Origin of the sequence: Micromonospora sp. DT46 (genome assembly GCF_049841735.1) — a bacterium.
Taxonomy (GTDB): Bacteria; Actinomycetota; Actinomycetes; order Mycobacteriales; family Micromonosporaceae; genus Micromonospora; species Micromonospora reichwaldensis.
Genome location: NZ_JBNCKW010000009.1, coordinates 101,778 through 115,798 on the forward strand (window position 1 = coordinate 101,778; position 14,021 = coordinate 115,798).

At 72.4% G+C, this 14,021-nt stretch carries 12 protein-coding genes and 1 pseudogene; 2 read left to right on the forward strand and 11 right to left on the reverse strand.

What is annotated here, in order from left to right; genetic code table 11:
* Positions 1-50: 50 nt before the first annotated feature.
* From ACLQ20_RS24895 to ACLQ20_RS24910, 4 genes are read right to left on the reverse strand one after another with little or no spacing between them, the layout of a single operon-like run.
* Entirely contained in the window at positions 51-1,445 is a 1,395-nt protein-coding gene (locus ACLQ20_RS24895) for a GH1 family beta-glucosidase (RefSeq protein WP_425857824.1), read from the reverse strand.
* Between the two features lie 28 nt (positions 1,446-1,473).
* The gene (locus tag ACLQ20_RS24900) at positions 1,474-2,172 is read right to left on the reverse strand and encodes an aspartate/glutamate racemase family protein (protein ID WP_425857825.1); all 699 of its coding nucleotides are present in this window, start codon (positions 2,170-2,172) and stop codon (positions 1,474-1,476) included.
* A complete protein-coding gene (locus ACLQ20_RS24905; protein ID WP_151453032.1) occupies positions 2,157-3,062 on the reverse strand; it encodes a hypothetical protein in 906 nt (301 codons plus the stop codon). The genes ACLQ20_RS24900 and ACLQ20_RS24905 overlap by 16 nt, the downstream gene beginning before the upstream one ends.
* Entirely contained in the window at positions 3,059-4,624 is a 1,566-nt protein-coding gene (locus ACLQ20_RS24910) for an FGGY-family carbohydrate kinase (protein ID WP_425857826.1), read from the reverse strand. The genes ACLQ20_RS24905 and ACLQ20_RS24910 overlap by 4 nt, the downstream gene beginning before the upstream one ends.
* 87 nt (positions 4,625-4,711) lie before the next feature.
* Here ACLQ20_RS24910 and ACLQ20_RS24915 point away from each other — a divergent pair, with 87 nt between their 5' ends.
* Entirely contained in the window at positions 4,712-5,539 is an 828-nt protein-coding gene (locus tag ACLQ20_RS24915) for a DeoR/GlpR family DNA-binding transcription regulator (RefSeq protein WP_425857827.1), read from the forward strand.
* Positions 5,536-6,843 (forward strand): 3-oxo-tetronate kinase, encoded by a 1,308-nt coding sequence (otnK, locus tag ACLQ20_RS24920; protein WP_425857828.1) that lies wholly within the window; start codon positions 5,536-5,538, stop codon positions 6,841-6,843. The genes ACLQ20_RS24915 and otnK overlap by 4 nt, the downstream gene beginning before the upstream one ends.
* An 881-nt stretch (positions 6,844-7,724) precedes the next feature.
* Here the strand turns inward: otnK and ACLQ20_RS24925 are convergent.
* From ACLQ20_RS24925 to ACLQ20_RS24955, 7 genes and pseudogenes are all read right to left on the reverse strand, one after another.
* Positions 7,725-8,030 (reverse strand): hypothetical protein, encoded by a 306-nt coding sequence (locus ACLQ20_RS24925; protein WP_425857829.1) that lies wholly within the window; start codon positions 8,028-8,030, stop codon positions 7,725-7,727.
* 42 nt (positions 8,031-8,072) lie between these two features.
* A pseudogene (locus tag ACLQ20_RS24930) lies at positions 8,073-8,489 on the reverse strand (transposase); the annotation flags it as partial.
* 292 nt (positions 8,490-8,781) lie between these two features.
* Entirely contained in the window at positions 8,782-9,069 is a 288-nt protein-coding gene (locus tag ACLQ20_RS24935) for a hypothetical protein (protein ID WP_151453028.1), read from the reverse strand.
* Positions 9,070-9,250: 181 nt separating this feature from the next.
* Positions 9,251-9,829: a hypothetical protein gene (locus ACLQ20_RS24940; RefSeq protein ID WP_151453039.1), complete on the reverse strand. Its 579-nt coding sequence runs from the start codon at positions 9,827-9,829 to the stop codon at positions 9,251-9,253.
* A 365-nt stretch (positions 9,830-10,194) separates the two neighbouring features.
* Positions 10,195-11,313, reverse strand: coding sequence for a hypothetical protein (locus ACLQ20_RS24945; protein ID WP_425857830.1), 1,119 nt, complete (start codon positions 11,311-11,313; stop codon positions 10,195-10,197).
* A 38-nt stretch (positions 11,314-11,351) separates the two neighbouring features.
* A complete protein-coding gene (locus tag ACLQ20_RS24950) occupies positions 11,352-12,488 on the reverse strand; it encodes a hypothetical protein (RefSeq protein ID WP_425857831.1) in 1,137 nt (378 codons plus the stop codon).
* Between the two features lie 392 nt (positions 12,489-12,880).
* Positions 12,881-13,651: a hypothetical protein gene (locus tag ACLQ20_RS24955; RefSeq protein WP_225851966.1), complete on the reverse strand. Its 771-nt coding sequence runs from the start codon at positions 13,649-13,651 to the stop codon at positions 12,881-12,883.
* Positions 13,652-14,021: the final 370 nt, after the last annotated feature.

Below are 14,021 nucleotides of genomic sequence, written 5' to 3' on the forward strand. Positions count from 1 at the left end.
GTGTGGGTGCCGGGCCCAGAGGTGAGCTTGATGGGAGTTCTCCTTCGATGTCAGCCGAACGGCGGCACGGTGGGGCGGGTGTCGGGAAGCTGGCCGGTGGCGGCGATGCGGGCGTACACCCTGCCGGAGTCCTTCACGGTCAGCCGGCCGGAGGGGTAGTCCACGTGCACCAGGCCGAACCGGGGTCGGTAGCCCAGCGCCCACTCGAAGTTGTCCAGCAGCGACCAGTGCAGGTAGCCCACCACGTCCGCGCCCGCGTCGACGGCCTGGTGCACCGCCCGCAGGTGGCCGAGCAGGAAGTCGATGCGCCGCTGGTCGTGCACCAGCCCGTCGTGGGTGGGGGTGTCGCCGTACACCGCTCCGTTCTCTGTGATCATCAGCGGGACCCCGGGGTGGTCGTGGTGCAACCGGATCAGCAGGTCGCGCAGGCTGTCCGGGGCCACCTCCCAGCCCTCGTCGGTGCGGGTCACGTCACCGGAGGGCCCCACCACCCGCCACGGGAAGGGACGCCCGGGGCCCGGCTGCGCCGCGGCCATGACCCGGCGGGTGTAGTAGTTGACGCCCAGGAAGTCGCTGCGGCCACCGATCAGCTCGGCGTCGCCGGGCCGGATGATGTCGTCGAGGCCGCCGCCCAGGGCCCGTTCGTAGTGCGCCCACATGTCCGCCGGGTAGCCGTCGCCGAGCAGCGGGTCGAGGTACCACCGGTTCACGTAGCCGTCCGAGCCCCGGGCGGCGGCGAGGTCGGCCGGGTCGTCGCTGGCCGGGTCGCACGGGAACAGACTCAGCGCGCAGCCGACCCGCGCCTGTGGCGCGCGGGCGTGGATCACGTCGGCGCCCGCGCCGTGCCCGAGCAGGACGTGGTGACCGGCCGCGACCGACGCGCGCAGGTCCCGGACGCCGGGGGCGTGCAGGCCGAGCTGGTAGCCCAGCAGCGCGATGATCCACGGCTCGTTCTGAGTGATCCACCAGTGCACCCGGTCGCCGAGCCGGTCGGCCACCGCCGCCGCGAACTCGGTGAACGCGTCCACACTGGAGCGGCCCACCCAGCCGCCGTCGGCCAGCAGCGCCTCCGGCATGTCCCAGTGGTTGAGCGTGAGGATCGGCGTCACGTCGCGGGCGAGCAGCGCGTCGACGAACCGCTCGTAGTGGTCCAGGCCGCGTGGCTCGACCCGGCCGCGACCCTGCGGCAGGATCCGGGACCAGGAGACCGAGAACCGGTACGCGCCCAGGCCGAGCCCGGCGACCAGCTCCACGTCGCGGTCCCACCGCCGGTACGAGTCGCAGGCCCGCGAGCCGTCGCCGCCGCCCTCGATGGTGCCCGGGCGCGCGGCGAAGGTGTCCCACACCGAGGGCCCCCGCCCGTCGGCGTCGAGGCTGCCCTCGATCTGGTACGCGGAGGTCGCCGCGCCCCAGAGGAAGCCGGGTGGGAAGCGGTGCGTCGTCATCGGTCACTTCCTCGAAGGTGCTGCCGGATCAGTCCGGCCGGTCGGACAGGACACGCAACAGCGCCGCCACGCCGCCGTGCGGCGAGCTGAGCACCGGTACCGCGACGTCGGCCAGCGCGGCGGCGCGGGCCATGGAGGCCTGGGCCAGCACGACCACGTCCGCGCCGGCCGCGGCGTGGACGACGGCCGCCGCGACGAGGCTGTCCACGCGTTCCCGGTCGCCGCGGTCCTGCGCATCGGCGGCGTCCGCCACCAACTCCGCGGTCACCTCCACGGGCCGGCCGGCGCCGCGGGCCGCCCGCTCGACGAGCCGTCCGGTCGGCCCGAGCGTGGACGGGAGGGTGGCGAGCACGCGGATGCGTCCCCGTGCCCCGGGGGCGGCGGCGACGGCGACCGCCTCGTCGGCCATCGCCGCGTCCACCCGTACGACCGGAACGCGCGCCCGCCCGGCCGCCGCCTCCGCCGCCTCGCCGATGGAGGAGCAGGTGACCAGGACGGCGTCGACCCCGACCGACTCCAGGTGGCGCAGGTGCGCGAGCACGATGTCCCGGACGGCCGGCGTGACGCCCTCGCGGCGTGCGGTGTCCAGCAGCCAGGCGTCGGCGACGTGGATCCGGCGGGGCGTCGCGACCGAGGCGCGCAGCAGGTCGTCGAACGTCGCGGCCAGCGCGGGAACGGTGTGCAACAGGCCGACCGTGCCCGGGTCGGCGGTCATGCCTTCCGCCACGGCGTCGCCTCCCGGTCGACCACCTCGACGAGCCGTTCGAGGCGGGGCACGGAGATCTCGGCCAGTGCCCGGTCCACGTCGGGGCGGCCCACCACGTCGCTCCACAGCGCACGGCCGGCGAGGAAGCCGCTGGCACCGCCCTGGCAGGCGGCCCTTACCGCGTCGAGGAAGTCGTCGCGGTGAACGCCCTGCGACAGCACCACCCAGGGGCCGGTGACGGCGGAGCCGAGGTCCTCGCACGCCCGCCGGAGCTCGTCCGTCGTGCCCCGGCCCTGCCGCGGCACCTGCGCCTTGTAGAGGCTGGGACGCAGCGGGGAGAGTTCCCGGGCCGCCTCGAGGATCGCCGCGTCCTGGTCCCACCGGCCGGCGGACAGTTCCTCGGGGGTGGCCCGGACCACCGGCTCCAGCACCGAGAGCACGTCGCGCTCCGCCGCCAGGCCGATGAACCGCCGGGCCAGTTCGACGCGTCGCTCGCGGTGCGCGTCGCGGCGCCAGAGCAGCAACAGCTTGATCGCCCGTACGCCGGTGAGGTCGAACTCCGGCGCGGCGACCACCTCGTCGAGCCGGGTGTCCTCGACCGGTTGGCCGGGCTCCTGGTCGAGGGCGTCGGCGGCGAGGATCAGCCCGCACCCGGCGGGCAGCAGCCCGTCGCGGCGGATCTGATCGAGGCCGGTCGTCCGGTCGATGAGGAAGCCGGAGGCCAGCGGGCCGAGCGCGCGGGCCACCGCGGTCTTGAAGGCGACCATCCCGTCGTGGTCCGGCCGGCCGGCGCCCGCCTCGGCGAACATCGTGCGCAGGCTCTCCCGCTGGTCCATCGCCACCATCGCGAACCCGCCCGCCGGCCGCGCGATGGCGTCCAGGGTGGGCTCCGCGCTTCCCGATCCCGTCATCTGACCTCTTCTCCTCGCGAATCGTCGTCAGCCGCCTCGGCATTGGTCGCGGCCGTCACGAACCTGGCGAACGGCTCGTCGTAGTCCCGGCCGGCGCCCGCGACCGCCGGTCCTGGCTGCCAGGCCAGCGCGGGGGCCCCCGGCCCGGTCCGGTGCGCCCGAACGGCGGCGACGATCGCCGCGCCCGCGGCCACCGGCTGCGCCGCCGGCACCACCCGCAGCTCGGCGGGGAGGACGTGGGCCTTGACCCGGACCCAGGCGGGGCTGGCCGCGCCGGCCCCACCCAACAGGGTCACCGCCGCATCGGCGGGCCCGCCGGCGAGCCGGGCCTGCTCGTGCAGCATCCACCGGGTCTGCAGGCACAGCCCTTCGAACATCGCGCGGGCCAGCTCGGCCGGTGTGTGCGTGGGGCGCCGCCCGAGGATCCGCAGCCGGACCCGCGGGTCGGGCGCCGGGGCCTGCCGCCCGGACAGGTACGGCAGGACGATCACGTCGGTGGGCCGGTCGCCGCGGCCGAGCACCTGGGCGGACAGCTCGGCAGCCGGGACGCCGCCGGACTCGTGGGCCAGCCACCAGGCGATGGTGGCTCCGGCGCTCGACGAGCCGGCGAGGATCGCCCGGTGCCGGCCGGCCACCGGGACGACCGTGCTCATGCCGGCCCGGGCCACGGCCACCGGGTCGGGACAGCCGGCGACGACGGAGAGCACCGCCTCGGCCGTACCGAGCGAGTTCGCGACGTCGCCCGGCTCCCGCACCCCGCAGGCGTACGCGCCGACGGCGTGGTCGTGGCCCGCCACCACCACCGGTGTCCCGGCCCGCAGCCCGGCGTCCACGAAGGCCGGGTCCCGGACGGTGGCGGCGGACGTGCCCGGTGGCACGACGGTCGGCAGCTGCTCCGGTCGCAGGCCCACCTCGGCCAGCAGGTCGGTGTCGAAGGCCTCCGGCACCGGCTGGCCGGGGCGGGGCAACCGGTACGCCATGGTCCGCCCGGCCAGCGTGTGGTCGGTCGTCAGACGGCCGGTGAGCAGCAGGCAGACGAGGTCCGCCGCGCCCGCCCAGGACGCCATGGCCCGCCACGTGTCCGGCCGGTTGGCCCGCAGCCACGCCCAGGTGGCCAGCGGGACCTTGGCGCTGGGTCGTACCCCCGTCGCCGCGACGAGGTGCGCCCAGCCGAGGCGGCGGGACAGCTCGGCGGCCTCGGCCCCGGCCCGGTGGCCGTCCCAGCGCAGCCAGGCACCGAGTGGCGTTCCGGTCGCGTCGAGCGGCACGCCGGTCTCGGCCATCGAGGCGATGCCCACGGCGTCCGGCGCCGGCGACCCGTGCAGCACCTGGCGGAGCAGGCCGACCAGCACGCGCCGCACGGAGTCGGGCGGGGGAGTGGGGGCGGTGGCGACGGCGCGTACCCGGACCGCGGAACCGTCGATCGCCACGAGGGCCACCTTGGTGTTGGTGGTTCCCACGTCGATGCCCACGCTCAGGCAGGTCCCGTCCGAGGGGCCGCCACGCGGCGCCTCCGGCGGGTCGGCCTCGACCGCGTCGGTGGGACGCGTGGCGCCATTCACGGGGCCATTCTGTTCGGTTTCGAACGAACGGGTCAAGGTCGATGTTCGGCGATTGACAAACGAGTGTGGTCGCACTTGGATGGACCGGTGCGCTACACGCAGGCTCCCGAGCGGCGCCGCGAACTCCTGCGCCGGACGGCCGAGGCGGGCTACGTCTCCTCGACCGACGCCGCGGCCGAGCTGGGCGTGTCGGAGATGACCATCCGCCGTGACCTGCGGCAGTTGGCCGCCCAGGGACTGGTGAACCGGGTCGCCGGTGGCGCGAGCGCCCCCGTGCCGGCGTACGGCGTCCCGTTCGAGCAGCGCAGGGATGCCGCGACGGCGGAGAAGGAAGCGGTCGGCCGGGCCGCCGTGCCGCTCGTACCGGCGGGCGCGGTGGTGGCCCTCGACGCCGGCACCACGGTCGCGGCCCTCGCCGCCCGGCTGCCCGGCGGCCTCACCGTCGTCACCCACTCGATACCGGTGATCCTGGCGTGCACCGGGCGCGAGGACCTCGAGTTGATCTCCCTCGGCGGCGCCCACCACCGCGCGACCCGCTCCTTCACCGGGCCGATCACCCGTGCCGGCCTGGAGGACCTGGCGGTGGACGTGGCCGTGCTCTCCGCGACGGCCGCCGGGCCGACGGGGGTCTACTCCGCCAACGCCGCGGACGCCGAGATCAAGCGGGCGATGGCCCGCATCGCCCGCCGGGTGGTCCTGCTGCTCGACCACGGCAAGCTGGCGGCGCACGCCCCGATGCGGTTCCTGGACCTGGCGGCGGTCGACACGGTCGTCGTCGACGCGGGGACGGATGCCGACCAGCTCGCGCTGCTGCGGGCGACCTGCCGGGAGGTGGTGGTCGCGCCGCTGGACGCCGGGACGGCCGTCCCGGCGTCCTGGCCGGCGGCGAGCGCCACCCGGGTGGCCGGACCGTGACCGGGCCCTGGCTCGGTGCCGTGGCCGACGATTTCACGGGGGCCTGCGACCTCGCGGACGCGGTGAGCGAGGCGGGTGGGTCGGCGGTCGTGGTGGTGGGCCGCCCCACGGTGCCGCCGCCCGCCAGCGACTGCGTGGTCGTGGCGCTGAAGTCCCGGACCGCCCCGCGTGACCAGGCCGTCGCGGAGTCACTCGCCGCGGCGCGGTGGCTGCTCGACGCCGGCTGCACCACCCTCTACCAGAAGTACTGCTCGACGTTCGACTCCACCGACACGGGCAACATCGGCCCGGTGGCGGACGCCCTGGTCGACCTCATCGGCGACGCCGTCGCGGTGGGCACGCCGGCCACGCCTCGGGTGGGCCGCACGGTCTACCAGGGGCACCTCTTCGTCGGCCGGCGACTGCTCTCCGAGTCGCCGCTGCGGGACCACCCGCTCACCCCGATGCGCGACCCCGACCTCGTGCGGGTGCTCTCCCGCCAGGCCGAGGGTGAGGTTGCGCTCGTCGACCAGACTACGGTCGCCGCTGGCCCGGCCGCCGTCACCGCAGCGGTTGAGGCCGCTCGCTGTAACGGCGCCCGACACGTGATCGTCGACGCCCTCGCCGACCGGGATCTGGACACGCTGGCCATCGCTCTGCTGGCAATGCCGAACGGCGTGCTGACGGGCGGTGCCGCTGGGTTGGCGGCTGCGCTGGCACGGACATCCGGCACAGCGACGCGGACTTCGACGGCCGGAGCCTGTCGGAGCGGCGTCATCATCCCCGCGCGGACTGTACCGGTGGTGCCGGAGGGCCGGCAGCTGATCCTCTCTGGCAGCTGTTCTGAGCGGACCCGTGAACAGGTGGATGAGTTCCCTGGGCCTCGGGTGACGCTGTCCCCAGTCGACCTTGACATCGGCTTCGCCGAGACGGTCGACGCCGTGGCCGCTGCGGTGGCCGGGGCATACCGGAACACGAGCGGACCCGTTCTGGTCACCTCCTCGTCTGGTCCAGAGCACGTCGCGCGGTACGAATCCCGGCTCGGCCCGGGACGAGCCGCCGCACTACTGGAGACGGCGACCGCACAGATAGCCCGGCACGCGGTGGACACCCTCGGGGTCCGCCGCCTGCTGGTGGCTGGCGGCGAGACGTCGGGAGCGGTGGTCCGGGCACTCAAGCTCGGCACACTGCGGGTGGGACCGACGGCCGGCCCGGGCCTGCCGTGGATGGTTTCCGAGGGCAGCCCCACGCTCGCCCTGTTGCTCAAGGCGGGGAATTTCGGCGAACCGGACCTGTTCACCACCGCCTGGCGGCACTGCCCCTGAGGACCAGCCGCAGTCGTCGCTGTCGCGAGACGGCTATCGGCCCCTCAGCGGTAGGCGATAGCCGGGTCTCCGATGTGACTCTGTCCGGCGCGACGGCCGGTGTCGATCCGGCCGCTGTGGACGGTGGGTAATCCAGACCAGTTACAGGATGCGTTCAGCGATCGATTGCTACCGTTCTCCCGCCGAGGCTTGAAGGGGAGATCGGTGACGACCCTTTCGTCGGCACCAGACCCCGGCCCTCGGCCGCGACGTCACCCCGGCCCGGCGCTCCCGGCCACCGCCCTGCTGCTGCTCCCGGTGCTGGTGGCCGCCGGCGCGGTCGTCGTGTACCGGGCGACCGGCCGGTTCTGGGGCGACCTCGCGGCCTACCGGGCGGGCGCGCTGGCGCGCCTCGCCGACGTGCGTGCCGTCTGGCTGCCGGTGGCGGCGCTGACAGCGGTGGCCGGGATCGTCGTCGCGGCCCGCTGCGCCCGCGCCGGAGACGAGCTGCACGGCCCGCTGGCCTGCGCGACGACGGGCGTGTTCGTTCGCCGGTCTCCTGGCACCACCACTGGGTCTGGTGCCGGTCCTGGCTGGCACCGGCGCGCTCTGGCTCGCGTTCACCGTCGCGCACCTGGCGCTCAGTGGGCGCTGGTGGCTCTGGCTCGCGGTGGACGCCGTGCCGCCGCTCTTCTTTCTCCTGGCGCCCCTGGCGCTGGGGGCCGGCGCGGCGGCGGTCCGGCGGCGGCGCCGCACGGTGGCGCTGCTCGCCGCCGCCGCGTTGCTGCTCGGCGCGGGGCAGAGCGGCGTCAACGTCCGCCGGTGGCAGGGCGGGGACGGCCCGGCCCCGCCCGACGCCCTGCGCGTGTTCGTCTGGAATTACTGTGACGAGGGGGGTGCCCCTATGGGTTTGGGCAAGTCTCTGCGGTGGTGTCGGCCTCGGCGTATTCGTAGATCCAGCCTGCGGATGTGTCGGGGGCTCGGACTGCCAGGTATGTGTGTTTGACGGCAGGGTTCCAGGGTCCTGGTGCTCGACCTGGGCGGCCTCGGAAGCCTGCGGGTGGCAGTCCTGCCTGGTCGAGCTCAACGATTTTGGTCTGCCCGTTGAACGGGCCGCCGACGATCTTGATGCCGACGGTGTCGTTGACGACTTCGCCCGCGAGCCAGCGACGGATGAGCCCCAGATGCTCGGAAGTCTCGTCCTTCATGCTCGAAGCTGACCATGGGCTTGGGTCGAGGGCAAGCAAGTCTCAAGTCGCTTTGACGGGTTGGGGTTCGTAGAAGGTTCCGTCGGGGAGCATGGCGAAGAGGACGTCGGTCCGGCGCCGGGCGAGGCAGAGCAGGGCCTGGGTGTGGTGCTTGCCCTGGGCGATCTTCTTATCGTAGTAGGCCTGGGACGCCGGGTCGCCCAGGGCCGCAAACGCGGAAAGGGAAGAAAACCCGTTTGAGCTGTTTGTTTCCTCTCTTGGAGGGCTGTTCGCCGCGGATGGAGGAGCCCGAGTTCCGGGTGGCCGGGGCGAGACCCGCGTAGGCGGCGAGGTGGCCGGCGGTCGGGAAGGTGCTGCCGTCGCCGACCTCGATCAGGATGCGGGCGCCGGTCCTGACGCCGACGCCGGCATCGAGGTCAGGACCTTGGAAAGAGGGTGGGCGTCCAGGAGTTCCTCGATCCGTCCGGCCAGTCGATGCCTCCGGGCCCGGTGACACCACCCCCCGGATCATGAACAACAAGGAGGGGAAGTCATGCCGGACCCGAAGGCCGGAGGCCCCATTGCGGAGCCACGAAAAAGGTAACTGGGGGCGAGACCGAGGCGCTGTACGGGTTGCTGCGCGACGCGGACGCCGACGTCTACCTGTTGCAGGAATACTGGTACGAGAAGAGCGCCGGACCGACGCCGGCCACGCTCGACCGGCTGCGCGCCGAGTTCCCCGGCTTCCAGGTCGTGGTCGCCGGCGAGCTGGTCACCCGTCTCCCGCCTGCCGGTGCTGCGGCAGGTGCCGCTGGAGCCGGCCGGCCTGCCGCCGGCGGTGGCGGGAGCCGGCGACCAGTGGCGCTACAAGACCCTCCGCACCGACCTGGACCTCGGCGGCGGCCGCGTGCTGTCGGCGTACAACCTGCATCTGCCCGTGCAGCTCTCGCCCGAGCACGGCCCGTTCGACGGAGACTTCTACCGGGTGCTGCGCGAGCAGCACGCCCAGCGGGAACCGCAGTGGCGGGCGCTGGCCCGTGACGTGGGGTCCAACCCCCAACCGGTGCTGCTCGCCGGGGACCTGAACACCAGCCCGGCGATGGGTGACCTGCGCAAGCTGCCCGACGGCCTGCGCGACGCCGGTCACGCGATGCCGTCGCTCTACCCGGCCCGTGCGCAGACACCCGCCGGCCGGGATCGCTCGCCGGGCCCGGCCGCCGGTTCCGGTCCTCCTGACGCGGTCAGAGCCCGGCCGCGGCGTCATACCGGCGACGCAGGTCTGCCATTTCCGGCCCGGTCAGCGCCTCCTCGCGCGCCTGCTCCACGTACTTCTGCGGGAACATCTCGCGCAACCGGTCGACGAACGCGACATCGGCGCTCGCCTCGACCGTCCGAATGCCGGGGGGCTCGATGGACATGTCCATGATCACTGGACCGACGAGCTTGACGGCCCAGTCCCACGGACGCTTCTGCTCGGCGATCCCGCAGAGGCGGAAGCCGTAGACCGTTCGCACGTCGGCGAGGGCGGTGGCTTCCGCCGGCTCGTGACCGTAGACGCGGACTCCGCAGATCACCGCCGGTTTCGCCCGGCCCTCGGTGGCGGCCGGTGCGTCATGTCCAGCGTGGTGGTGTTGCCCCGGGTCCACCTGTTCGAGCGTGCTCCGCATTCGGGCCATGATCCGTGTCCGCAGATCCGTCGGCTCGGCTTCCGATCCGGCCGAGTTGGTCAGTACGACCGCGCCGGCCGTCAAGGTCAGGATCGCTGCCACCCACACGAATCGATTTCGGTACCATCCCGCGAAACTCTGCCGGGAGAACATGCTTACCTCTTGTCTGGTCGCCGTTTCCGGTGCCCTGGCAGACGGCCCGGATGCCTCCGGCCGGTCGGATCTCCGGCGTCGGCTGTGGTGGGACACGTACGGCGGGGACGGTTGCCCAGGGGTGTGCCCGTCGTACGTGGAGACGGCCCGACGAGGCGGCGCGCGAGGGCCGGTGAGACCGGCGCGCTACCGGTGCTGCTGCTCCCGTGCTGCCGTTCCCAGCGCGGTTGCCCCCGCGCTGCGGCGATGTGAGCCATTGCAACACGACCCGGACCGCTCCGGCAACATCGACGATGCTCGTCGTCGTGCCGGGTACCGCAGGTGAGCAGACACGTTGTCCCGGCTCGGGTTGGCGAGGGGTCCGGTCAGGGTGGGTCGAACCGGCCCTGACACGCCGCAGCCGTGGGCATCCGGTGGCACGGGACCAGGTTCGGGGGATTCAACACCGGAAAGGTGGCGGAACTCCGGATCCAGTACTGCTCCGGGTGCCGGGGCCGGGCCTCCACGACGAACGGCTTCTCCCCGTCGCGGAGAATCAGCTTTCCGCCACCCTGCGGCGTGGAGTCGTGGTAAGTGGCCTCGATCTCCCAACTACAGGACTTTTCCCCGGTGACCGCCTCCACACGCAGCCCGCCGGGGGACATGCCACCACCCAGGTCGATCTTACGGCGACTGAAGTACGGCCGTCCCTGCTCCTCGACGTCATCGGCGATGTACGGGATCGGATCCTCTTCGGTCAGATCGAAGAGCATCCCTTCGTAAGCGGCACCGCCCTCCGGGGCGACGTCGATCACCGCCTTGGCCGTCGACGGCTGGCAGGAGACGTTGACCGCGTGCATGTCGATGATCGAGAGCTGGGTCGTCCGGTCACTGATGATGTTCATGGTGAAGACCGCCGCGTCACTGGTGGACGGGTCTGTGAAGCCACCCGGCAAGCCACCGATCATCGACGGAAAGGGAAGCAGACGTCCACCCAACGTACGGAGGAAGCGCCAGATCTCCACGTCGGATCCGAGCGACTCCAGCTTCACCTGCTCCGGTTGGGTCAACGGCCGGTCGAGGACGATCCGCCAGAACTCGGGGATGGTGCGGTCGTACTTCACCGAAGCGACGAAGGGTGTCTTGGCCTGGTCGTGCCGCTGGCCGGCGTCCAGGTCCGTCCCGACCCGTGAATCCGCGGTCTCCCGGTTGAAGAAGTGGGTGACGACCAGAGTCGCCAGTAGGGACACGATGGCCACCGCGATCATGATGAGTAGAAACTTCGGCTTCTCCGGCGGCGGAAGATCCTTCATGCCGGGCGCGATCTGCTCCCCGGCGTGGGCGAGGAGTGAACGACCTTTCGGTGGCGCCGGTTCCGTAGCCGGTGGCCCCGGTTCCGCTGCCGCGGGTGGCGGCGCAGCGGTGGTCTTCTCGCCGTCCTTGTCTGCTCCCGGTAGCGGCGGTTCTGGTGCCATGTCCTTCTCCTGACCATCGTCGTCGCTCATGAGCACGGGTGGCGTGACCCGTCGTTCCTCCTGTCCGGTCACTGAGGCGGTGTCGCGATCGCCGTCACCGCGGGGTGAACGACCCGCTGCTCAGGCCCCGAGAACCAGGTCAACGCGGTGGCGCTCTGACCGTCGGTCGACGGCGCCAGGCTGGCGAAGACCAGCCCGGACCTGGTGCGTACCGACTGCGTCGGCAGTTGGCCCCTTACCCGGCTCCAGGAGCTGTTCGCCTCCAGACGCCACAGGACCGGGGCGCCGTAGGCCCAGGCGGATGCCTCCCCGCAGGACCAACCGATCGTGGTGGCGTACAGCAGGCCGTCCTCCCACCAGAGGTCGACCACCCGGGAACCCCGACCATCCGCGCCGAACGGGGTGGGGCCCTCCGCCACATCGAGGCCAGGGGTCGCCTGCCTACGTCCGGTGGCTGGATCCAGGACGGTGACGGTCGCGTTCTCCCGGCAGGCGTCGAAGTGACCGCCTTCGACGAAGGCCATTCGGGCTCCGCCGTAGGCGGTCGTGGCGGCGGCGGTCCCCCGGGAGACTGCGATGTTTCCCTTCGTCATGCCGATCCGCTTGACCTGCCCGTCCGAGGAGGCGAGCAGCAACTGCTCAGGTCCACCGTAGGCCGCCGTGCTGTCGAGATCGGCGCCAGCGAAGAGGGCCACCTCCGGCAGGCCAGCCAGGGCGGTGAGCTGCTGACTGAACCGCACCGGGGCGTCCACCGGTTCAGATGTGCCGTCCCGCCCCCGGGTCAACGCCAGCCGGTGGATCCTCCGCTTTCCGTCCACGACGAGGACCTCGTCCGTACCGACGGAGATGCTGCTTGAGCAGCCGACACAGGGGAGGGAGAAGCTGGTCGCGGTCGTGCGGTCGATGACCGCGACCGTCGCCTCGTCCGTGCCTGCGGCGGTCACTGCGAAGACGTACCGTCCGCTACTGGTCCAGCCCGGTGCCGTGTGGTACCCGGAGAAGTCGCCCTCGATCCGACTTACCAGTCGACCGTCGACAAGCAGGGCCAGCTCGTCTGCGGCGAGATAGGCCAGGGTGGGTGGCTTCGAGGGCTCCGCGGGCGCGCTGGACGATCCGTCGGACGGGGCGGCCAGCGTCGCGGGATCCCGGATGAGGTGATGGATCAGAAGACCCAGCAGTACGGCCGACAGAACGGTTGCGGCCATCACCACAGACTGCACCCGAGACATACGCATCGACGGACGACCCTCCACCTGACGTCGTACCTCGAGTTTAGGCTGCGGCTGTGACGGTCGCACTCCCCTCTGTCATCGCCCGGTCGGGCCAGACTCAGTGCGCCAGCTGACGACACCGCCGAGCAGGGTTCCGAGAGGCCGGTCCCGGTGACGTCAGCGACTGAACGACGATGCCGGACGTGGGTGTCCATCGCCGTCGCCTCGGACACCATGCCGTACGTCCTGTGCCAGAGGCCGCGTGCGTCGCCCCGGCACCCCATTGGAGGTGACCGTCGTGCTCAACTTCGCCCCGTGTGAGCGATCCGATCCGGCCGCTGGTCGGTGAGAAGGTCGCGGACGCGGCGCCGCCCCCGACCGGTTGATCAGCAGAAACGGTCGATGGTGACCGGTATCAGTCCCTGCGCGCGCATATGTGTGGTCAGCTCCCGTAGCAGGAACCCGACCGTCTCGTCCCGGCTTCCGGCCAGCTCGCAGGTCACATCGAGGCACCAGGCGCTGCCAGCGCCGACGCGGCGCAGATCCCAGGTGAAGACGTCGCCGCGAGTGCGGTGTCCGGCGGTTCCGACGACCCGGGTGCCCGGATCGGTGACGTCGCCCGTCGCCGACATCTGCCAGGACGCGCACAGGGCCGCCAGGCCGTCCGGGGACAATTCGTTGGCGAACAGGATGCGATAGACGCGCGTCTCGTGAAAGCCAGGCCTGACTTCGGGCGTACTCAGCCGTAGCGCACCTGGCATTCTGGCCGCTGGCCAGTCGATGAAGTGGGCGCGAAGGGTGGCCTCGGACGGCAGTTCGTCGCCGCAGGATTCCCGGTAGATCGCGGCTGCGGTGGCCCGGTCGACCGGCATGACCCGTCGTCGCAGGCCGGCATCGGCGCGAATGCGTTGACTGGTGACCGAGGCGTCACACCACCGACGGTCCCACACGGTCCACCCGGTGCTGACGAGCCCCACGGCAGAGTGATCCTCGGCGAGTAGGAACTCCTCGGCGAGTATGCCTTCGAGCTCCGCCGGATTACCGCCGATCACGGGCACGGCGTGGAGCAGGTAGTAGTCCAGCAGCGGTGGCGAACCACGATGGCCGAGCGGAGCCGAGGGGGATGGGAACAGGTGCGCGCCCGACAAGGAGGTCACCCGCGCATCATCCGGCATGTCCGCTGGCAGCCGACGCGCGACGCACCGAAGCTGAGTTCCCGGCCGGACGCGGCGGGCCGCGCCGGACAGGTGCCCGACGCGGCCGGAGATCGGTGCCGACCGCTGCCGGCCGACACCGGGCGTCGCACGCCAGGGTGGAGATCGGTACGCCCGTCAGGCCGTCACACCGGACGAATCCGGTGACGCCGGTGCTGTTGTTCCTGACGTGGTACCAGCCCCACCTGTCGTTACCCACCGCGCCGCACCGCAGGGTCGCGCTCTGGCCCGCGTAGCCCAGGCCCAGCACCGTGCAGGTCGTCGACAGCCGGTGCGCGGATGCCGTCGCCCGAGGAGCCGACGCCGTGCGGCT

Bases quoted from the DNA above. Each gene is read 5' to 3' on its own strand.
- ACLQ20_RS24895 (WP_425857824.1), bottom strand. From the start codon at position 1,445: ATGACGACGCACCGCTTCCCACCCGGCTTCCTCTGGGGCGCGGCGACC.
- ACLQ20_RS24905 (WP_151453032.1), bottom strand. From the start codon at position 3,062: ATGACGGGATCGGGAAGCGCGGAGCCCACCCTGGACGCCATCGCGCGG.
- ACLQ20_RS24925 (WP_425857829.1), bottom strand. From the start codon at position 8,030: ATGAAGGACGAGACTTCCGAGCATCTGGGGCTCATCCGTCGCTGGCTC.
- ACLQ20_RS24940 (WP_151453039.1), bottom strand. From the start codon at position 9,829: ATGTTCTCCCGGCAGAGTTTCGCGGGATGGTACCGAAATCGATTCGTG.
- ACLQ20_RS24945 (WP_425857830.1), bottom strand. From the start codon at position 11,313: ATGAGCGACGACGATGGTCAGGAGAAGGACATGGCACCAGAACCGCCG.
- ACLQ20_RS24950 (WP_425857831.1), bottom strand. From the start codon at position 12,488: ATGGCCGCAACCGTTCTGTCGGCCGTACTGCTGGGTCTTCTGATCCAT.